This window comes from Streptomyces sp. NPDC000345, from assembly GCF_042898825.1.
Lineage (GTDB): Bacteria > Actinomycetota > Actinomycetes > Streptomycetales > Streptomycetaceae > Streptomyces.
Genome location: NZ_JBIAZE010000021.1, coordinates 76864 through 97771, shown reverse-complemented (window position 1 = coordinate 97771; position 20908 = coordinate 76864). Strand labels below are relative to the sequence as shown.

12 protein-coding genes and 1 other RNA gene are annotated in these 20908 nt (G+C 72.5%); 10 read left to right on the top strand and 3 right to left on the bottom strand.

Annotated features, from left to right (window positions below; translation table 11 throughout):
* A complete protein-coding gene (locus ACFY30_RS35675; protein WP_390849278.1) occupies positions 1-1380 on the bottom strand; it encodes an ABC transporter substrate-binding protein in 1380 nt (459 codons plus the stop codon).
* 209 nt (positions 1381-1589) lie between these two features.
* Positions 1590-5234, bottom strand: coding sequence for an FHA domain-containing protein (locus ACFY30_RS35670; protein ID WP_390849316.1), 3645 nt, complete (start codon positions 5232-5234; stop codon positions 1590-1592).
* A gap of 399 nt (positions 5235-5633) precedes the next feature.
* On the opposite strand from ACFY30_RS35670, the gene ACFY30_RS35665 reads away from it, so the two are divergent.
* From ACFY30_RS35665 to ACFY30_RS35650, 4 genes are all read left to right on the top strand, one after another.
* A complete protein-coding gene (locus tag ACFY30_RS35665) occupies positions 5634-7322 on the top strand; it encodes a serine/threonine-protein kinase (protein WP_390849277.1) in 1689 nt (562 codons plus the stop codon).
* A gap of 128 nt (positions 7323-7450) precedes the next feature.
* Entirely contained in the window at positions 7451-8707 is a 1257-nt protein-coding gene (locus ACFY30_RS35660) for a serine/threonine-protein kinase (protein WP_390849276.1), read from the top strand.
* Between the two features lie 186 nt (positions 8708-8893).
* Positions 8894-10000: a peptide chain release factor 2 gene (gene prfB, locus ACFY30_RS35655; RefSeq protein WP_390849275.1), complete on the top strand. Its 1107-nt coding sequence runs from the start codon at positions 8894-8896 to the stop codon at positions 9998-10000.
* Positions 10001-10304: 304 nt separating this feature from the next.
* Positions 10305-11084 (top strand): hypothetical protein, encoded by a 780-nt coding sequence (locus tag ACFY30_RS35650; RefSeq protein WP_390849274.1) that lies wholly within the window; start codon positions 10305-10307, stop codon positions 11082-11084.
* Positions 11085-11180: 96 nt separating this feature from the next.
* Here ACFY30_RS35650 and ACFY30_RS35645 read toward each other — a convergent pair whose 3' ends face one another.
* Positions 11181-11372 (bottom strand): hypothetical protein, encoded by a 192-nt coding sequence (locus ACFY30_RS35645; protein WP_390849273.1) that lies wholly within the window; start codon positions 11370-11372, stop codon positions 11181-11183.
* 246 nt (positions 11373-11618) lie between these two features.
* Between ACFY30_RS35645 and ftsE the strand changes: the two genes are divergently transcribed.
* The 6 genes from ftsE (at position 11619) to ACFY30_RS35615 (ending at position 20900) form a co-directional block, all read left to right on the top strand.
* Entirely contained in the window at positions 11619-12308 is a 690-nt protein-coding gene (ftsE, locus tag ACFY30_RS35640) for a cell division ATP-binding protein FtsE (RefSeq protein ID WP_030943440.1), read from the top strand.
* A 40-nt stretch (positions 12309-12348) separates the two neighbouring features.
* Complete coding sequence (gene ftsX, locus ACFY30_RS35635) at positions 12349-13266, top strand: permease-like cell division protein FtsX (RefSeq protein ID WP_390660233.1); 918 nt, start codon at positions 12349-12351, stop codon at positions 13264-13266.
* Between the two features lie 68 nt (positions 13267-13334).
* The gene (locus ACFY30_RS35630) at positions 13335-14501 is read left to right on the top strand and encodes a S41 family peptidase (RefSeq protein WP_390849272.1); all 1167 of its coding nucleotides are present in this window, start codon (positions 13335-13337) and stop codon (positions 14499-14501) included.
* Between the two features lie 79 nt (positions 14502-14580).
* On the top strand, positions 14581-15123 hold the full coding sequence (gene smpB, locus ACFY30_RS35625; RefSeq protein ID WP_390849315.1) for an SsrA-binding protein SmpB: 543 nt from the start codon (positions 14581-14583) through the stop codon (positions 15121-15123).
* Between the two features lie 118 nt (positions 15124-15241).
* Positions 15242-15636, top strand: a transfer-messenger RNA (tmRNA) gene (ssrA, locus tag ACFY30_RS35620).
* Between the two features lie 266 nt (positions 15637-15902).
* Complete coding sequence (locus ACFY30_RS35615) at positions 15903-20900, top strand: ricin-type beta-trefoil lectin domain protein (protein ID WP_390849271.1); 4998 nt, start codon at positions 15903-15905, stop codon at positions 20898-20900.
* The last annotated feature ends 8 nt before the right edge of the window (positions 20901-20908 follow it).

Genomic DNA, 20908 nt, shown 5'->3' with positions numbered 1-20908 from the left:
TCAGTTCCCGTACGCCGCCGACGCGTCCGACTCCAGCTTCTTCTGGATGCCGGCCACGTCCGACGGGTTCTTCAGGAAGTCCTGCAGATCCTTCCACTCGCCCTTGCCCGGCGTGCCGCCGAAGGCCTGCGGGGCCTGGTCGGACATGTCGAAGCGGAAGTCGTCGCCCGCCGCGATCAGCGCCTTGGCGATCCTCCGCTGGACCTCGTTCGGGTACGCGGAGATGTCCACGTTCTTGTTCGGCGAGAGGTAGCCGCCGAGCTCGGCCTGGATCTCCGCGGCGTCCGGCGAGGCCAGGAAGGTCGCCAGCGCCTGCGCGCCCTTGGAGTCCTTCAGGATGACGGCCGCGTCACCGCCGGAGACCACCGGCGCGGTGTCGCCGGCCTTCGGGAACGGGAACACCTTGGCGTCCGTGCCGACCTTCGCCTTGGTGTCCGCGATGTTGACCTGGACGAAGTCGCCCTCGTAGACCATGCCCGCCTTCGGCTGGTCGCCGCCGGTGAAGGTCTGGGTGACCGACGCCGGGAACTCCGTCTGCAGGGCGCCGTTCGCGCCCCCCGCGATCCAGTCCGTCTTGCCCCAGATCTGGGCGAGCGTGGTCAGCGCCTCCTTGACCGAGGGGTCCGTCCACTTGATCTCGTGCTGGGCGAGCTGGTCGTACTTCTCCGGGCCCGCCTGGGACAGATAGACGTTCTCGAACCAGTCGGTGAGCGTCCAGCCGTCGGCCCCGCCGACCGAGAACGGCGTGACGCCGGAGTCGGACACCGTCTGCGCGGTGTCCAGCAGTTCGTCCCACGTCTTCGGCTCACTCGCGCCCGCGTTCTCGAAGACCTGCGCGTTGTACCAGATCAGCGACTTGTTGGCGGCCTTGTAGTAGACGCCGTACTGCTTGCCGTCCACCTTGCCGATGTCCTGCCAGCCCTGCGCGTAGTTCTTCTGGAGCTCCTTGGTGGCGTCCCCGCCCAGCGGCTTCGCCCAGCCCTTGTCCACGGCCTGCTTGATCGCGCCGGGCTGGGGCAGCATCGCCACGTCCGGCGGTGCGCCGCCCGCGATCTTCGAGCCCAGGAAGTTGATGATGGGGTCCTGCGCGGGCACGAAGGTGACCTTCGCGCCGGTGCGCTTCTCGAACTCCGCCAGGACCTTCTTGAAGTTGGCCTGCTCGGTGCCGGTCCATACGGCGGCGACCTCGAGTGTGGTGCCGTTCAGTTCAGGGAGGGTGACGGTGCTTCCGGAGTCCTCTGTTCCGGTCGCGCTCCCGTTGCCGCTGCTCTTGTCGTCGTCGCCGCACGCGGTGAGCGAGAGCGCCAGGGCTCCCGCCAGCAGCGTGGCGGCGGCTTTCACGGTCCTGCGTGTCCGGATGGTGCTGCTCGTCCTGCGCATCACTGCCCCGTTCTTCGTTCCTCGTCGAACGTTCGAGCGCTGTCCCGTGGCACTGGTCTACGCCGGGTGCCAGAGGTCGGCAAGGGCGCGAAGCGTGTCAAGCGGGGGATCGTGACCGCGTCGTGACTGCGGGGCGGGGGTTTCCTCGCGCGGGCGTGGTCCGGGGAGCGCCGCCCCGGACCCCTTCGGCCCGCAACGGGCCCCGCTCCTCAGGCGCCGGACGCGCTGGGCTGCCCCGACCGGGGCCTGCCGGTGGCCGCCGCGCGTTCCAACGCGCTGGCCAGCAGGGCCAAGTCCGTCGGGCCGTTGCCCAGTTCGCGGACCGGCCTGCGCGTGGGCGGGTCGCCCATGCGCTGCCACTCCAGGGGCACCACCGTGGGGCGCAGGGTCGCCGTCCGGGGGATACGGCCCGTGACGCGGCCGCCCTGGAACGGGGTGAGGCGGCCGTCCGCGCCCTTGAGGCGGCCCCGGCCGGGCGCCGGTTCGTCGGCGCCCGGACCCGGCGCGTCGAGACTGATCCGAACGGTGGAACGGCGGGCCGGTTCCGACTCCGCCGTACGGCCGCAGGGCCCGGTCGCCGCCACCAGGTGCACACCGAGCCGGTCACCCTCCCGGGCCACCGCCTCCAGCGCGCGCATGACGGACCCCGCGGCGGGCCGGCCGGGGGAGCCGAGGGCGGGGGAGACGAGCGCGTCGAGGTCGTCGACGACCACCACGAGACGGGGCAGCGGAGGCGGCACCTCGGTCTCCCGGCGGGCGGCGGCCGAGGGCCGCAGCCGGAGGGTGGAGCTGGGCGGGGTGTCGAGGTCGGCGGCGCCGGCCCCCGGGGACGGCGGGATCTTCGGGGTCCGCTGCGGGACGATCCGGCCGGAGACCGCGCGGTGCGTGTGCCACTCGGCGAAGTCGGAGAGGCCCAGCAGTTCGGCCCGCCGCTTCAGCTCGGCGCTCAGCGACTGGGCGAACTCCCGCATCCGGACCGGGTCGTTGGCGGTCAGATGGCCGGTGACATGCGGTACGTCCGTACAGACGCGCAGACCGTCGCCGTGGCCGCCGGTGCCCTTGCCGACGGTGTCGCGGCCGTCCAGCAGGAGCACGCTGAGCCGGTCCGGCCGCTCGGCGGCGGCCAGCGAGGCGACGACCGCCCGCAGCAGCTCCGTACGGCCGCTGCCGGACGGGCCCTCGATCAGCAGATGGGGGCCCTCGGCGGCGAGGTCCACGGCGACCGGGCCGCGCGGTCCGGCGCCCAGCACGGCCCAGGCCCGGCCGCCGAGCGCCTCGGGATCGTCGGCCGCGTCCGCCCAGCGGGCCATCAGGGACGCGGGCGTGGCACGGGCGAGGCCCAGCTCGTCGAGGAGACGGGCCGAGGGGGGCAGCGGCGCCGACACCCGCGTGTGCCGCTCGCCGCCGCCGTCGGGGCGCAGCGGCGCCAGGGCGCGTGCGAAGCGCTCGGCCCAGGCGAGCGAGACCGCGTCCACGGCGGCGAGCGTGCCCGCTCCCACCGGACCGGACCTGCCGTCGCCCTCCGGCGCGACCCGGAAGAGCCGCAGCGCCGTCGCCACGTCCCCGCTGAGCAGCGCGACCGCCCCGCACGCGCGGAACGCGGGCGCCGACGCGCAGGCCGCCTCGTACGTCTCGGTCACCGGCGAGGCCGGGGACGCGGCGGGCGTCTCGGCCAGGCACAGCACATGGATGCCGGCCCGTGGTCCCGCCACCGCCAGCCGGGTGACCGCCTCCCGCAGATCGGCGCCGCCCGGATCGCCGTCCACGACGACCACCGTGAAGGGGCCCGGGAAGCCGGCACCCGCGTCGTCGGCCCGGGCCCAGGACGGGCGGTGGGCCGTGCGGGGCGCCGGGCCGCCGGCCGGCGGGTGGTCCTCCAGGCGGCGCAGCAGCTCGTCGGTGCGGGCGGCGGCCTGGTCGTGGTCGTAGGCGAGCAGCAGGCGGCAGTCCTGGCCGTGGCCCGGGCGCAGATGGGGCAGCCAGCCGAGCCAGGACCACTCGGCGGCCCGCTCCTGCTCCCCCCGCGCGCGGTCCGTGCTGATCAGGACGATCTCCAGGGCGTCCGGGGAGTGCAGCGCGGCGAGCTGGGCCAGCACGGCGCGGGCCAGCCCCGACAGGCGCGGGCGCGGACCGGCCAGGCCCAGCGCCCCCGCCTCGCGCAGGCCCGCGGTCACCGGTACGGCGGGCAGCAGGCCCGAGCCGTCGGGCGCCGCCCGGTCCGCCGTGCCGAGCCGGACCGTGAGCGCCTCGGGGTGACCCGGGCCGCGCTCCCAGAGCCGGGGGCCCGGGGCCAGGGCCGTCAGCAGCAGCGCCGCGGGGTCCGGCCAGGTCTCCGGCGCCGGCGCGGGCAGCGCCGAGGGCTGCGCCCGCGTTCCGGGCAGGTCGTCGTCGTAGGCGTCGGCGCCGGGGTCGTCCTGCGCGCCGCCGCGCCCGCCCGCCAGCCGCCGCGCCCACGCGGAGAGACCGCCGCGCCGGCGCACACCGGGCGGGACGTCGGTGCCGCGCAGCGGGGTGCCCTTGCGGCGGGAGGCGGCGGGGAACACCGCGTCGGGGCCGGCGTCCGGGGTGTGCGGGCCCCGCACGTCGTCGTACGGCCCGTCGGCGTACGGCGGTGCGAAGGGACCCAGGGCGGCGTGGGTGTCCTGGGAGGGGCCGGTGCCCGGTGCGGAGGTGCTGCCGGAGGGGGGCGACGGCGGCGGGGTGCGGCGGTCCGCCGACGGCCGCGTCCCGCCGGTGTCCCGGTGGCTCTCGATGTGCGGTGCGCCCGCCTGGCCGGGGACCAGGGGGCCCTCGCCAACGGTGTGGGCGCGCTCGGACCGGGCGGCCGTGGAGCCGCTCCAGTCCGCGGTGCCGTAGGCGTGGCCGGTCCGGCCGTGGGGCGGGGCGGGATCGCCGGTGCCGCTCCCGTCGCCGCTCTCGCGCGCGTCGGCGGCGCGGGCGCCCGGCACGCGGGCGGAGCCCCGGACGGCCGCGCCGCCGGCGCCCGCGTCCGGGCCGGTGCCGGTCACGCGCGGGCGGACGGCGTCCCGCGGGTCCGTCCCGCCGGTGTTCGTGCCCGGCCGGGCGTCCGCCTCGCGCGCGGGGGACGCGCCCGGGGTGCCCGTCCCCCTGAGGCCGGGACCCGCTTCGCGTGTGTGCTCGCCGCCCGCGGCGGCGGGACCCGGGGGCACCGCGCCCTCGGTCGCCGTGCCGCCGCACGGCACCCGTACGTGCCCCTCGCCGTCCGGGGTCGTCGCCACCCGCGCCCCCGGGCCGCCGGGGGGAGCGAGCCGCAGGGCCGACTCGCCGATCCGCAGCAGCGCGCCCGGGACGAGGCGGACGGGGCGGGTCTGGACGCGGATGCCGTCCAGGGTGGTGCCGTTGGTGGAGCCGAGGTCGGTGACCGTGGCGCGGCCGTCGGGCGAGAGCGTCACCGCGCAGTGGAGGCGGGAGACGTCCGGGTCGTCGAGCGGGACCTCGGCGTCGGCGGAGCGGCCCACGCGGACCTGGCCGCCGTGCAGCAGATGGACCCCGCCCGCGTCCGGGCCCGCGACCACGTGCAGCCGGGCCGGGGCGTCGTCGACCTCGGGATGCGGCTCGGGATCGGCCGGGGCGCCCACGGACAGCACGGCGCCGTCGATCAGCGGGGGCTCACCCAGCGTGCAGCGCTGGGTGTCGAGCCGCTCCGCGCCCGCGTACAGGACGACGGAGGCGCCCCCGGCGCCCTCGCCGGAGACCGCCGCGGCCAGGGCGGACGCCACCGCGGCCAGGGCCGTGCCGGCGGGCGCCGTGACCAGTACGTCGCAGCTCGCGGCGCGGCCGCGTGCGTCCGCATGCGGGCCCAGCGGGTCTACGACGGTCAGCCGGATCTGCATCGCCGTCAGCGGTCCCTTCTGCGCGGGCGCGGACAACCCCCCACCCCACACGAGCACATCGGCCAGTACTGCAGGCATCCTCGCACCTGTCACTGACAATCCGCCCACCACCCGAGGACAAGTGATCTTGATTGGTCGGCTCTGCCCGCAAAAGTGCCTGACCATGGCACCGTCGGCGATCATCCGACGATCAGTTGAGATCGGTCACGCCCGGCTCCGGCAACCCGCGGACCGGGGTGCGCGTCTTTCCTTCGAACAGGCGAGGGAGAGGGCACGTAACCGTACGTAAGGCCCATAGGAAGAGGACAGCCCAGTACGGGGAGCACGGCACTACAGTGGGTCGGAACACAGCCAGAACAGGCAAGCAAGCAGCCAAGCAAGCAGCAGGGAGCGCGTGACGTGCGGCCAGTCGGCAGCAAGTACCTGCTCGAGGAGCCGCTCGGACGCGGCGCCACGGGCACCGTCTGGCGAGCCCGCCAGCGCGAGACAGCGGGCGCCGAGGCAGCCGTGCCCGGCCAGCCCGGGGAGACCGTCGCGATCAAGGTCCTCAAGGAGGAGCTCGCGAGCGACCCCGACGTCGTGATGCGGTTCCTGCGCGAGCGGTCCGTGCTGCTGCGCCTGACCCACCCCAACATCGTCCGGGTCCGCGACCTGGTCGTCGAGGGCGATCTGCTGGCCCTCGTGATGGACCTCGTCGACGGCCCCGACCTGCACCGCTACCTGCGCGAGAGCGGGCCCCTGACGCCCGTCGCCGCCGCCCTGCTCACCGCCCAGGTCGCCGACGCGCTCGCCGCGAGCCACGCCGACGGCGTGGTGCACCGCGACCTGAAGCCGGCCAACGTCCTGCTCAAGCAGGAGGGCGGCCAGATGCACCCGATGCTCACCGACTTCGGCATCGCCCGACTGGCCGACTCCCCGGGCCTGACCCGGACCAGCGAGTTCGTCGGCACGCCCGCGTACGTGGCGCCGGAGTCCGCCGAGGGCCGCCCGCAGACCTCCGCCGTCGACATCTACGGCGCCGGCATCCTGCTGTACGAGCTGGTCACCGGCCGTCCGCCGTTCTCCGGCGGCTCCGCCCTCGAAGTGCTCCACCAGCACCTCAGCGCCGAGCCGCGCCGCCCCTCCACCGTCCCCGACCCGCTGTGGACGGTCATCGAGCGCTGCCTGAGCAAGAACCCCGAGCACCGGCCCGGCGCCGAGAACCTCGCGCGCGGTCTGCGGATCGTCGCCGAGGGCATCGGCGTGCACGCCAACTCGATGCAGATCGCCGCCGCCGAGGGCGTCGTCCACCTGCTCGCCCCGGACCCGGCGCCCGCGCAGGTGCCGGGCGCCGGATCGGGGGCGCCCGCGGGGGCGTACGACCCGAACGCGGCGACCAGCGTGCTTCCGCACACCGGCGCACCCGCGGGCGCGGCCGACCCCACCGCGGTCCTGCCGCACACCGGCGCCCCGGCGGGCGCGGCCGACCCGACGGCCGTGATGCCGCCCGTGCCGCCGCACCAGCCCGGACAGCAGCAGCCCGAGCAGCCGCATCCCTGGCAGACCCAGCTGCGGGCGGCCCGCGACCGCAACGAGCAGACGCAGGTCCAGCAGTACCTCGACCCCGGGGAGGACCCGCTGCGCCGCCGCCCCCAGCGGCAGGTCGCCCGGCCGCAGCAGCCGCCGCAGCGCCCGCAGCAGGGCGGATACGGCTATCAGCAGCAGCCGCAGCAGCAGTACGCGCCCCCGCAGCAGCAGCCCCAGCAGTACGCCCCGCCGCAGCCCCAGCGGCAGCAGCCCCAGCGCCACCAGCCCCAGCCGCAGCGGCCCGCTCCGGAGCCGCGGCAGCCCCGGGAGCCGCGCGAGCCGAGGCAGCGCAGCGCCAACCCGATGAAGATCCCCGGGCTCGGCTGCCTCAAGGGCTGTCTGTTCACGATCGTCATCTTCTTCGTGGCCGGCTGGCTGATCTGGGAGTTCAGCCCGCTGCAGGGCTGGATCGGCACGGGCCGCAGCTGGTGGGGGGAGCTCAGCCACTGGTTCGGCGAGTTCACGAGCTGGGTGGGCGACCTGGCCAGTGCCGTGGACGGAGCGGGCGGCAGCAAATCCTGACCGCCGCCGGTCCCCGGCCGTGAGTCTGTGGACTTGTCGACTTCTGGCGGGTGATTTCCGTCTCCGCGGTGAAGGTTGGCTCTTCGGACGCGTACTTTTGTCGGCAACACGCGTCGGTAGGAGCAGTCTTGGCACGGAAGATCGGCAGCCGGTACACCGCCCACCAGATCCTGGGACGGGGCAGCGCCGGCACGGTGTGGCTGGGCGAGGGACCGGACGGGCCGGTCGCCATCAAGCTGCTGCGCGAGGACCTCGCCTCCGACGAGGAGCTCGTGGGCCGCTTCGTGCAGGAGCGCACCGCCCTGCTCGGGCTGGAGCACCCCCACGTGGTCTCCGTACGGGACCTGGTGGTCGACGGCAACGACCTGGCACTGGTCATGGACCTGGTCCGGGGCACCGACCTGCGCACCCGGCTCGACCGGGACCGCAGGCTCGCGCCCGAGGCCGCGGTGGCGATCGTCGCCGACGTCGCGGAGGGGCTGGCCGCGGCGCACGCGGCCGGGGTCGTCCACCGGGACGTCAAGCCGGAGAACGTGCTGCTGGACATGCAGGGACCGCTCGGCCCCGGCGGCTCGCACCGGGCGCTGCTGACCGACTTCGGGGTCGCGAAACTCATCGACACCCCCAAGCGGACCCGCGCCACGAAGATCATCGGGACCCCGGACTACCTCGCCCCGGAGATCGTGGAGGGGCTGCCGCCGCGGGCCTCGGTCGACATCTACGCGCTGGCGACCGTGCTGTACGAGCTGCTGGCCGGCTTCACCCCGTTCGGCGGTGGTCACCCCGGCGCGGTGCTGCGCCGGCACGTCACGGAGACGGTCGCCCCGCTGCCCGGCATCCCCGACGAGCTGTGGCAGCTGATCGTGCAGTGCCTGGCGAAGGGGCCGGCCTCGCGGCTGCGGGCGTCCGAGCTGGCGTCGCGGCTGCGGGAGCAGTTGCCGACACTGGCCGGGATGCCGCCGCTGGACGTGGACGAGCCGGACACGGAGGCGGCGCAGGAAGGGGGCGCGGAGACCGCGGAGACGGGATCGGCGGCGTCCCCTCCCGCGCCCTCCGGGGGGCGGGTACGGCGGGGCGCGGTGCCCCTGGTCCCCGGGGCGAAGCCGGACTCCAACCGGGACACGCACACGTCGATGCGGGTGCCGGCGCCGGACGAGCTGGCGGGCGGCGCGCACGGAACGGCGCGGGTTCCGCGGGCGGCGGGCGCGCCCCGTCCGGGCTCCGCACGCAACCGGGCCGCCACCCGGCGCCGGCGGATCACGCTGGGCGCGGCCGCGGTGGTCCTGGCCGCGGCGGTGGGGGTCGGGACGTGGGCGGCGACCTCGGGAGACGACGCGGGGGCTTCGCCGCAGGACAAGGGGAGCTCGGCGCCGGCATCGCCGTGAGGGGGCCGGCCGGAGGCTCCGCCCCTTCGCCCCGAGGGGGGCTGCCGCCCCCGGTCCCCCGCTCGGGCCCGGAACGGGCCTCGTCCGCGCACGGCGGACGGGCCGGATCACCCACTGGATCACCTGGGCCGGTACCTGACCGTGCGCGCGGGCGGGCCGGGAGGGAGGGTCCGTTACGCTGGAGGCGTGGCAGTCGTCGATGTATCCGAAGAGCTCAAGTCCCTCTCCTCGACCATGGAGTCGATCGAGGCCGTTCTGGACCTCGACAAGCTGAGGGCAGACATCGCCGTGCTCGAGGAGCAGGCGGCCGCGCCGTCCCTGTGGGACAACCCGGACGAGGCGCAGAAAATCACCAGCAAGCTCTCCCACCTCCAGGCCGAGGTCAGGAAGGCCGACGCTCTGCGCGGCCGGATCGACGACCTCTCGGTGCTGTTCGAGATGGCCGAGGAGGAGGACGACCCGGACACCCGGGCCGAGGCCGAGACCGAACTCGCCGCCGTCAAGAAGGCGCTGGACGAGATGGAGGTCCGCACGCTTCTCAGCGGGGAGTACGACTCCCGGGAAGCGCTCGTGAACATCCGCGCGGAGGCCGGTGGCGTCGACGCCGCCGACTTCGCCGAGAAGCTCCAGCGCATGTACCTGCGGTGGGCCGAGCAGCACGGCTACAAGACCGAGATCTACGAGACGTCGTACGCCGAAGAGGCGGGCATCAAGTCCACCACCTTCGCCGTGCAGGTGCCCTACGCCTACGGCACCCTCTCCGTCGAGCAGGGCACGCACCGTCTCGTGCGCATCTCGCCCTTCGACAACCAGGGACGCCGCCAGACGTCCTTCGCGGGGGTCGAGGTGCTTCCCGTGGTCGAGCAGACCGACCACATCGAGATCGACGAGTCCGAGCTGCGGGTGGACGTCTACCGGTCGTCCGGGCCCGGCGGCCAGGGCGTGAACACCACCGACTCCGCGGTGCGGCTCACTCACCTCCCGACCGGCATCGTCGTCTCCTGCCAGAACGAGCGCTCGCAGATCCAGAACAAGGCGACCGCGATGAACGTCCTCCAGGCGAAGCTCCTCGAGCGCCGCCGGCAGGAGGAGCAGGCCAAGATGGACGCGCTCAAGGGCGAAGGCGGCAACTCCTGGGGCAACCAGATGCGGTCCTACGTCCTGCACCCGTACCAGATGGTCAAGGACCTCCGTACGGAGTTCGAGGTCGGCAACCCCGAGGCCGTGTTCAACGGTGAGCTCGACGGATTCCTGGAAGCCGGAATTCGCTGGCGCAAGCAGCAAGAGAAGTAGGTTTGTCGATAAGGCAACCGCCCCTGCGTCAGGGGCGGTTGCCTTTTTGCGTGGCCCAACTCCCCCCGATGTCTGGGTTTTACATCACACTCACAGCTCTGACATCACGCAAAGCGCCCTGACTTGGACATTGCGTGCGCAACGGCCTTGACGTTGCTTTGAAAAATCGGGAAGGTGCAGTGTGGCATGCGTATCTCTGGGGCGCATGTGAACCGGGGGGCTTCAGCTACATCTTTGCTACCTCCGTCGATCACTGTCCCGAGCGCGGCCTCATCGACGATCAGCTACTGGGGGTAGCAACCATATGACCAAGAAGACGCGGATCCGGGTCGCGCGCATCGCCGCCGGCGCCGTGATCGCCGCGGGTGCCTCGCTGACGGTCGCCGGCGTCGCTTCGGCCGCCGGTGAAGAGGGTGGCCTCAGCGGGCTTGTCTCGACGTCCGGCGACATCGAAGTCACCACGCAGGACGGCGACGACCCGTGCCCGATCGCTGTCTGCCCCGGTGACAACGGCGGCACTGGTGACAACGGTGGTACCGGTGACAACGGTGGCTCCGGTGACAACGGTGGCTCGGGCGACAACGGTGGCTCCGGTGACAACGGTGGCTCGGGCGACAACGGTGGCTCGGGCGACAACGGTGGCTCCGGTGACAACGGTGGCTCGGGCGACAACGGTGGCTCGGGCGACAACGGTGGCTCGGGCGACAACGGTGGCTCCGGTGACAACGGTGGCTCCGGTGACAACGGTGGCTCGGGCGACAACGGTGGCTCCGGTGACAACGGTGGCTCGGGCGACAACGGCGGTTCCGGTGACAACGGCGGCAGCTCCACCACGGGTGGTTCCGCCACCGGTGGCACCGACACCGACGGCACCTCCACTCAGGAGGAGGGCAGCTCCGCGCTGACCGACACCTCGGACACCGCCTCCGACACCACCGCCCAGGGCGGCGGCGGGGAGCTCGCCGAGACGGGTGCCGGCGAGACCACGATCCTCATCATCGGCGCTGCCACGATGATCGCCGGCGGCGTCGGCTTCCGTGTGCTGCCGCGTCTCGTCGCGGGCCGCGGCGGGGCCGCTGCCTGACGGTAGCCACTCCCGTGCGGGACGTCACATGACGTGAACGCGAAGGGGCCCGGAGCTCATCGGCTCCGGGCCCCTTCGGCGTCGTAGGCCCGCGGTCTACGCGGTCTGGTGGGCCAGCAGCGCCACCGCCGCCACCAGGACCGCCAGCAGCGCGATCAGCGCCATCGGGTTCAGCCCCGCGAAGAAGCTCTCCTGCTGCAGCCGCTCGCGGTTCGCACGGCACACAGGGCACCGGCCCTCGCTCACGGGCGCCGCGCAGTTAGCGCACACCAGCCGGTCGTACGTCATGCGCTCGCCCTCCTTGCGCCGGTTCCACGTACACAACGCTCACGAAGCCGAGAACGTTCCCCCTCCACTCTGCCAGGTTCGCGGCAAGCCCGCGCGGCCCGTTCGAAGAGGGGCCCGCACAAACTCCCGTACAAAGTCCCGTACAAAAAGGCACAAGCCTCCCGCAACGGCTCCCGGCGCCTGCGCTCGCACACCCGGTTCGCGTATGGTCACGCTCATCTACCCCCGGCGACCCGTGGTGCACCCGTGATCCGATTCGACAACGTCTCCAAGGTCTACCCCAAGCAGACCCGCCCCGCACTCAGGGATGTCTCCCTCGAGGTGGAGAAGGGCGAGTTCGTGTTCCTCGTGGGGTCCTCCGGCTCCGGCAAGTCCACCTTCCTGCGGCTGATCCTCCGCGAGGAGCGGTGCAGCCACGGTCAGGTGCACGTGCTGGGCAAGGACCTCGCGCGCCTCTCCAACTGGAAGGTGCCGCAGATGCGCCGCCAGCTGGGGACCGTCTTCCAGGACTTCCGGCTGCTGCCCAACAAGACGGTGGCGGAGAACGTCGCCTTCGCGCAGGAGGTCATCGGCAAGTCGAAGGGCGAGATCCGCAAGTCCGTGCCGCAGGTGCTCGACCTCGTCGGGCTGGGCGGCAAGGAGGACCGGATGCCGGGCGAGCTGTCCGGTGGTGAGCAGCAGCGCGTCGCCATCGCGCGCGCCTTCGTCAACCGGCCCAAGCTGCTCATCGCCGACGAGCCCACCGGCAACCTCGACCCGCAGACCTCCGTCGGCATCATGAAGCTGCTCGACCGGATCAACCGGACCGGCACGACCGTCGTGATGGCCACGCACGACCAGAACATCGTGGACCAGATGCGCAAGCGCGTCATCGAGCTGGAGAAGGGCCGCCTCGTCCGCGACCAGGCGCGCGGCGTCTACGGCTACCAGCACTGACCGCCCGCAGACGTTCCCGGAAAGGCCTCAAGTACACGCCATGCGTGCCCAGTTCGTACTCTCCGAGATCGGTGTCGGTCTCCGCCGCAACCTCACGATGACCTTCGCCGTCATCGTCTCCGTCGCCCTGTCGCTGGCGCTCTTCGGTGGCTCGCTCCTGATGAGCGACCAGGTCAGCACCATGAAGGGCTACTGGTACGACAAGGTCAACGTCTCGATCTTCCTCTGCAACAAGAGCGACGCCGAGTCGGACCCCAACTGCGCCAAGGGTGCGGTCACCGACGACCAGAAGAAGCAGATCAAGTCCGACCTCGGCAAGATGTCGGTGGTCCAGACGGTGACGTACGAGTCGCAGGACGACGCGTACAAGCACTACAAGGAGCAGTTCGGCGACTCGCCGCTGGCCGCCTCGCTCACCCCGGACCAGATGCAGGAGTCGTACCGGATCAAGCTGAAGGACCCGGAGAAGTACCAGGTCATCGCGACCGCCTTCGACGGGCGGGACGGGGTGCAGTCGGTGCAGGACCAGAAGGGCATTCTGGACAACCTGTTCGGGCTGCTCAACGGCATGAACTGGGCGGCGCGGGCGGTGATGGCGCTGATGCTCGTCGTCGCGCTGATGCTGATCGTCAACACCGTGCGCGTCTCGGCGTTCAGCCGTCGGCGTGAGACCGGGATCATGCGGCTGGTCGGCGCCTCCGGCTTCTACATCCAGGCGCCGTTCATCGCGGAGGCCGCCGTCGCCGGGCTCATCGGCGGCACGGTCGCCTGCGGCTTCCTGGTGCTCGCCCGCTACTTCATCATCGACAACGGCCTGGCGCTCTCCGAGAAGCTCAACCTGATCAACTTCATCGGCTGGGACGCGGTCCTGACGAAGCTTCCGCTGATCCTGGCCACCAGCCTGCTGATGCCGGCCCTGGCGGCGTTCTTCGCGCTGCGCAAGTACCTGAAGGTGTGACGCACACCCCCCGGGCCGTACGGTCGAGCGACCGTGCGGCCCCTCCCCGTTCCCCTAGACTCACCGCCATGTCAGGCCGTGACCTGTTCTGTCAGCCCCGCCGTTTCGGCCGCGGGGCCGCCCTGACCTTGGTGTTCGCGAGTGTGCTCGTTGCCGGTGCGGCGACCGGCTCGCTGCCGGGGGACGGCCGCCGCGCCGCCTCCGGTGAGACGCGGGAGGCGTCCACCGGGCGCTCCTCGGACGTGACACGGGCGGCCGAGGAGGCCGCCGCGGTCGGCAAGTCCCCCCTTGACGCGGCGGAACGCGCGGTGAGCCGCAGCGGGGACCGCTGGGCCGCCGTCTACTCCGCCGGTGAGTACGAGGAGTTCGAGGACTCCCTCGACGGCCGTTACACCGGCGTGGGCCTGTGGGCGCGGCGCGAGCGGGACGGGCGCATCGAGGTGACCGAGGTGCGGCCCGGTTCGCCCGCGGCGGGGGCCGGGATCCGCGCCGGCGACCGGCTGCGCAGCATCGACGGCCACCGGGTCGACGGCCGTCCCGTCACCGAGGTCGTCTCCTTACTGCGCGGTGACGCCATGGAGGCGCCCGCGGGGACGACCGTCACCCTCGGCCTGGAGCGCGGCACCCGCGCGTGGACCGAGACCCTGCGCCGGGCCCTGCTGTCCACGGACTCCGTCACCGTCCGCAGGCTCTCCGACGGCGCGAGCGTCATCAAGATCTCCGCGTTCACCAGGGGGGTCGGCAACGCCGTCCGCAGCGCCGTGCGGCGGGCCCCCGCCGGCACCGGGATCGTCCTGGACCTGCGCGGCAACTCCGGCGGCCTGGTCTCCGAGGCCACCGCCACCGCCTCCGCCTTCCTCGACGGCGGCCTGGTCGCCACGTACGACGTGGACGGCGACCAGCGCGCCCTGCACGCCGCGCCCGGCGGCGACACCGACCGCCCCCTCGTCGCGCTCGTCGACGGCGGCACCATGAGCGCGGCCGAGCTGCTCACCGGTGCCCTCCAGGACCGGGGCCGGGCGGTCGTCGTGGGCTCGCGCACCTTCGGCAAGGGCTCGGTGCAGATGCCGAGCAGACTCCCCGACGGCTCGGTCGCCGAGCTCACCGTCGGCCACTACCGCACTCCCTCCGGCCGTGCCGTCGACGGTACGGGCATCACACCCGACCTGGACGTGACGGACGGGGCGCTGGAGCGGGCCGAGACCGTGCTCGGCGGTCTCGGGGACCCGTCCTGAGCCCGTCCCGGACCTCGCGTAATCGGCTTTCCCTCCGACCCCCTCGGGGTGCGAAAATGGCGGCACTATGAGCAAGGGAATGTACGTACCGAAGGAGTCCCAGCCCAAGCAGGGCGGGGCGGCCGGCAAGTCCAAGGACGGCGAGAAGGGCGGCAAGCGCAAGATCGTCGCCCAGAACAAGAAGGCCCGGCACGACTACGCGATCATCGACACCTACGAGGCCGGGCTCGTGCTCACGGGCACCGAGGTGAAGTCGCTGCGTCAGGGCCGGACCTCGCTGACCGACGGCTTCGTCCAGATCGACGACGGCGAGGCGTGGCTGTTCAACGCCCACATCCCCGAGTACAGCCAGGGCAGCTGGACGAACCACTCCGCGCGCCGCAAGCGCAAGCTGCTGCTGCACCGCGAGGAGATCGACAAGCTGGCGGTCAAGTCGGAGGAGACGGGTCACACGATCGTGCCCCTCGCCCTCTACTTCAAGGACGGCCGGGCGAAGGCCGAGATCGCGCTGGCGCGAGGCAAGAAGGAGTACGACAAGCGGCAGACCCTGCGGGAGAAGCAGGACCGCCGGGAGACGGACCGGGCGATCGCGGCGGCTAAGCGGCAGCAGCGGGACGGGTAGCCGCCGCCCGCCTCCTCCCTGTCGCACGGTCGGCGGGAATACGGTGGCATCCGCGTGCGTTGGTCACGTACGATGGGATCGCACCCCACCGAGGGTGCAGCGATTGAAAAATCAACATGGGGATGATCGGTTTCGACAGCGGCTGTCGAAGCAGGGGAAGCGTGTCGAGAAAGCGGCCATGATCTCGTAAACCACAGGCCGAAAAAAATAATCGCCAATTCCAAGAGCGATTCTCCCGAGCTCTACGCTCTCGCTGCCTGATCAGGTAGTGATCGTTTAGCTCCTTCATGGGAGTGTCAGCCCGGGCTCGTTCCCGACCCGGATCCTGGCATCAGCTAGGGGACTAAACCTTGATCCCGGTCACGGGGTGAAGAGGGAAATCAAACAGTGACTGGGCCCGTCGGCGACTTGTTCGCGTGATCGCCGGGGCCGAGAAAATCACAGCGAACTGCACACGGAGAAGCCCTGGTTCCGCACCGTTGGACGCGGGTTCGATTCCCGCCATCTCCACGACATCCCATGTGGGCGAAGGCCCCGTCGCGTACAGCGGCGGGGCCTTCGTGCTGCTCGGGGCCGCCCGGACCCCGTTCCCTCATCACGTTTTCCGCACATCTCGCCGAACACTCTTGTCCGGAACCCGTCACATCTGCCTATGGTGATCGCCGCGCCCGGCGGAGCCGACCACTCCGTCATCGTGCGCGACGACAGGCGACCGGGGGGACACCGTCGCCACGGGGAGAGACAGACCGTTCGTCATGCCGCGAGCCGGCTCTTCACGCATGCCCTGCCGCACGGGCGACCCCCGGTTGCCCACATGCGATGAAAGGGATGCTTCCTTGCGCCCCAGACGAGGGTTCATCAGGCCCGGATCAGCACGATCCGGACCACTCGCCTCCGCCCTGACGACGGCCGTGACCTCGGCCGTGGCCGTGGCCCTGATCGGCGGTCTCGCCGTCCAGCCGGACCTGCTGGGCCGGTACGCGGCCGACGACATGGCCACCGTCGCCGACGGGGGAGACAGTTACGACGGCTTCGACGCCAAGGCCGCCGAGCAGCTGCGCCAGGATCAGTGCCTCATGACCGAGGTACTGCGGATGGGCGGCCCGGCCATGTACGCGATCGCCCAGGACGGGCTGAACCAGACGCCGGACAGGCTGCACACCGCGGCGGACCGGCAGTACTGGAACTCCACTCCGCTGAGCGGCGCGTTCCAGAAGGACCGCGACGACATCGACAAGATCAACCTCTACGGACGCCTCCAGGAATGGAAGAAGCCCCTGTCCGGGCTCTCCTACCCCGGCGGTTTCAAGAGCGTCGCCGACTTCACGGACCCTCCGGGCCTGCCCGGAGGCGGCAAGGACTACTTCGAGCAGGTCGGCATCACTCCCTGGCTCGGAGCCCAGTGGTGGAAGAGCGAGGGCGACTACTACGAGGACCCGACGCCCGAGGCGGACGAGGTGACGGCCAAGGCGGTCACCGACCTCGGCACCCCGCTCTACGGCAAGGACCCGGACCCGAGCCTGCCGCGTGACGAGTGGAACCGGGCGCTGGCCGAGCAGCGGGCGTGGGAAGACCGCGTCTTCATGCACAAGCAGTGGGCCGACGACGCCCGTATCTTCCTCTCCTCCGGCGGCTTCCCGCGTACCGCGCCCGAACCGGGCAGCGTGGAGTACCGCGTCGCGGTGGAGGACCTGAAGACCCGGTTCGCGTCCTGCGACTGGCACAGCCCGGCCGACCCGAACAAGGTCCTCGGCAAGGAGGTCGCGGCCGCTTCCGCCGAGTGGCAGCAGGAGATCGCCGCCCAGGCGACCCAGCGCAACCAGATACTCGACGCGAGCCGTGACGCCACCAAGTCCCTGGCCGCCGGCGCCTCCGCGCTGGGCGAGATGCTCGGCCAGTCCTGGATCGCCGACCATCTGACGCGCTGGCAGGACTACTGGTCCGCGGGAGGTCCCGGCTGGATCGGCGACAGCCCGTTCGTGGTGCACGCCCACGGCGCGACCGACAAGTGCCTGGACGTGGCGGGCGGCAAGAAGGACAACGGCACGCCCGTGCAGATCTACACCTGCAACGGCAGCGCCGGGCAGAAGTGGCAGATCTCCGGCGACCACCTGGTCAACCCCAACTCGGGCAAGTGCCTGACCGTCAAGGGCGGCGCGAACGCCAACGGCACGGCCGTGCAGATCTCCACCTGCGGCAGCAGCACGTCCCAGAACTGGGAGTACGGCACGCACGGGACCACCCGGCTGTACCACCCGGCGACCGGCAACTGCCTCGACCTGGCGGACTACACCAACAGCCGGGACGGCCGGATGTGGGACTGCACCGGCAAGGACCCGCAGAAGTTCGACGTCGTCCCCTCCGGTCACAACGGCACCGACGACCTCGACTACCCGACGAAGGCCCAGTTCGACAAGGCGAAGAAGGGCGTCACGGACGCCCAGGCCGCCTCGAAGAAGCAGCTCGACCTGATCAAGGCCCAGGCCGCCGTGGCGAAGAAGGCCGCGGCCGACACGGACACCGCGACCCAGGCCGCCTACGCCACGGCCGACAAGGCGGGCGCTCCGCGCGGCCGCGGCCTGCTCGTCGGACAGCAGAAGGCGCAGGTCACCAAGGCGTCGTCCGCCGCGCTGGAGGCGCTGGCCAAGGCCGGTGACACGGCGTACGCCGCGACCAAGGCCGCCGCCGGTGACAGTGAGACCATCGCCGCCCGCGCCCTGACGCAGGCCGCCCAGTCGAAGGCGGCGTTCCGCACGGCCGCCGCCAACGAGGCCCGCGCCCAGGCGAAGGCCGCCGCCGACGCCGCCGCCGTCCAGGCGCAGAACGCCAAGGCCGCCCGCGACCTGGCGAAGTCCAAGCTCCTCGAGACGCAGAAGGCGGAGGCCGACGCGAAGGCCGCGGCCGCCACCGCGCACGCCAAGCGGCTCGCGGCGGAGGCCGAGGAGGCCACCGCGAAGGCGGAGAAGGAGACCGCCGCCGCCAAGCAGGCCGAGGCAGCCCAGCACAAGAAGAACGCCCAGGGCTACGCGACGGCCGCCACCGAGGCCAAGGGCCGGGCGGAGACCGCCGAGTCCACCGCCCGTGCCAAGCGCCAGGACGCCGAGGCCGCCCGGGACCGGGCCAAGGGCAAGCGCGACGACGCGTGGGACGCCGAGAGCAAGGCCGAGGCCGCCCGCGCCAAGGCCGACGCCAAGGACGCCTACGCCGAGGCGCACGACTCGGACTCCGACGCCAAGGAGTCCCGCGCCGCGGCGGACCAGGCGGACCAGGCGGCCGACGACGCGGAGTCGGCGGCCACGTCGGCGCGCGCCGAGGCGAACGCGGCGACCCAGGCCGCGGCCGACGCGGACGCCGCCGCCACCCGGGCGGAGGCCGCCGCCAAGCGGGCCCGGTCCGCCGCGGACGAGGCGCAGGCCGCCAAGCTGAAGGCGGACGCGGCGGTGCGCACGGCGACCAGCGCGGCGGCGGACGCCATCAAGGCGTCCCAGACCGCCGCCACCGCCGCGCGTACCGCGGTCAAGCTGGCCGACGACGCGGAGAAGGACGCGGCGAACGCCAAGGCCCACGCCGACGCGGCGAAGGCCGAGGCCGCCAAGGCGGTCGCGGGAGCGGCCGACGCGGCCGGGCACGCCTACACCACCGCGCAGGCCGCGGCGGACGCCGGCGCCTCGGCGCAGCAGGTCGCCGCGCCGGCCAACGACGCGGTCCAGCTCGGTTCGCCGTACGTCGACACCGACGCCGCCGCGGGTCTCGTCGTCCTGACGGGCCAGTCGGCGAAGTCGATCGCCGAACAGCAGCAGGCCGTTGCCGAGGCGCACGCCGCCAACGCGCAGAAGAACGCCGACCAGGCGGCGAGCCTCGCCGCGGCCGCGACCGGCGACGCGAAGGCTGCCTACACGCTGGCCGCGGAGGCCGCCGGGTTCGCGGCGAACGCCCGCAAGTCGGCCAAGGAGGCCCTGGGTTACGCCGCCGAGGCGGCCAAGTACGCGGCGGACGCACAGGCCTCACTGGCCCGCACCATCGACTACGACCGGCAGGCCACCGCCGACGCGGCGGCGGCCGACCAGGCGGCCGGCCGGGCCGAGGGCTACGCGGCCGAGGCCCGTTCCTCCGCCGACCAGGCAGCCCTGGACGCGGAAGCCGCCCGTACCGCGGCCTCCGAGGCCGAGCAGGCGGCCAAGGACGCCCGCGCGGCGGCCGACCGCGCCGACGCCGAGGCCACCCTGGCCGAGCAGGCCGCGAAGGACGCGCAGAAGTACGCGGACTCCGCACAGCAGGCGGCCGACTCGGCCGAGCGCAAGGAGGCGAACGGGCAGGTCCAGGCGGGCGCCGGAACCGGTGTCGGCGGTGTCTTCTACGTCATCGAGAAGATGACCGACGCCGCCCCGGCCAAGCAGCTCAACAAGTGCGACTACACGCTGCAGGGCTGCACGGTGACGTACGAGCTGCACGTCGACATCACGGTCAGCTACTACTTCTGCTCCAACCCGGATGTCCCCGCAACGGCCTCCGGCTGCCCGGCGGAGGACACGGTCTTCCTCAAGACGGAGGTCCTCAAGAACCAGAAGAGCGAGTGGACCCACCACTTCAGCGCCGGTGACATCACCCGGATCGGCTGGCAGGCCCTCTTCGGCGACACCGTCGGCGCGGTCCTGTACGAGATCGTGCTGGGCGACGCCGTCCGCTGCTACCACGGCGACAAGGTCGGCTGCGCCTGGTTCGCGTCCAACTTCATCCCGGGCAAGGTGTTCGAAAAGGCCGCCGAGGCGATCCGTGCCCTGGACGCCGCCATGAAGACCGGGGTCGGCGTGGCCGACGCCTTCAAGGCCCTGAAGGCCCTGGACGTGGACCCGCAGACGCTGGCCCAGATCGAACGCAGCGTGAAGGCGTACGAGGACGCGCGTACGGCGTGCAGGATCAACAGCTTCCCCGGCACGACCGAAGTGGTCCTGGCCGACGGCAGCCGCAAGACGATCCGCGAGGTGCGCCTCGGCGACCTGCTCCTGGCCACCGACCCGCTCACCGGCCGCACCCAGGCCGAGCCGGTCACCCGCACGTTCTCGCACCCGACCGAGGATCTGCTGGACATCACCCTGGCCGACGGCGGGCGTCTGACGAGCACACCGGGCCACCGCTTCTACGTCACCGGCCGGGACTGGACCCTCGCGTCCGACCTGCGCGCCGGTGACAGCCTGCGCACCTCCGACGGAACGGTCCGTACGGTGGCGGCGGTGCTCGACCGAGACGCCCGGGCGCCCCGGACGGTGTACGACCTGACGGTGTCCGGCCTCCACACGTTCTACGCGGTGGCGGGGAGCACTCCGGTCCTGGTCCACAACTGCAACGACATCGTGTTCGACGAGGCCAAGTTCCCCGGCCAGGCGCACACCCTCGAGGACCATGTGCGGCCCGACCGGGCGGCGGCCGAGGCCAAGGCCGTCGACAAGACACGCAAGAACAACGGCCGGGACACCCCGAACAGCGTGTTCAAGGACCAGGCCACGGCCCAGGCCGTCGTCGACGCCGCCCTGGCCGACAAGGCGGGCATGATCAGCAGGTGGCTCAGGGGCAACAAGAACGAGCTGGACTGGACGGGGTACTACGGGCCGAAGGACCAGTCCCTCGGCACGGTGTACTACGCCGACGGGACCAGGCTGAACCGGGCGCCCACGGCCGCGGGCAACGGCTTCTACATCAAGCTGGTCAGGGCACCGAAGGGGCCGGGGATACCGAAGCACCCCCGGGGCTACTACGTGCAGACCTGCTACCCGAAGTAAGGAGGAGA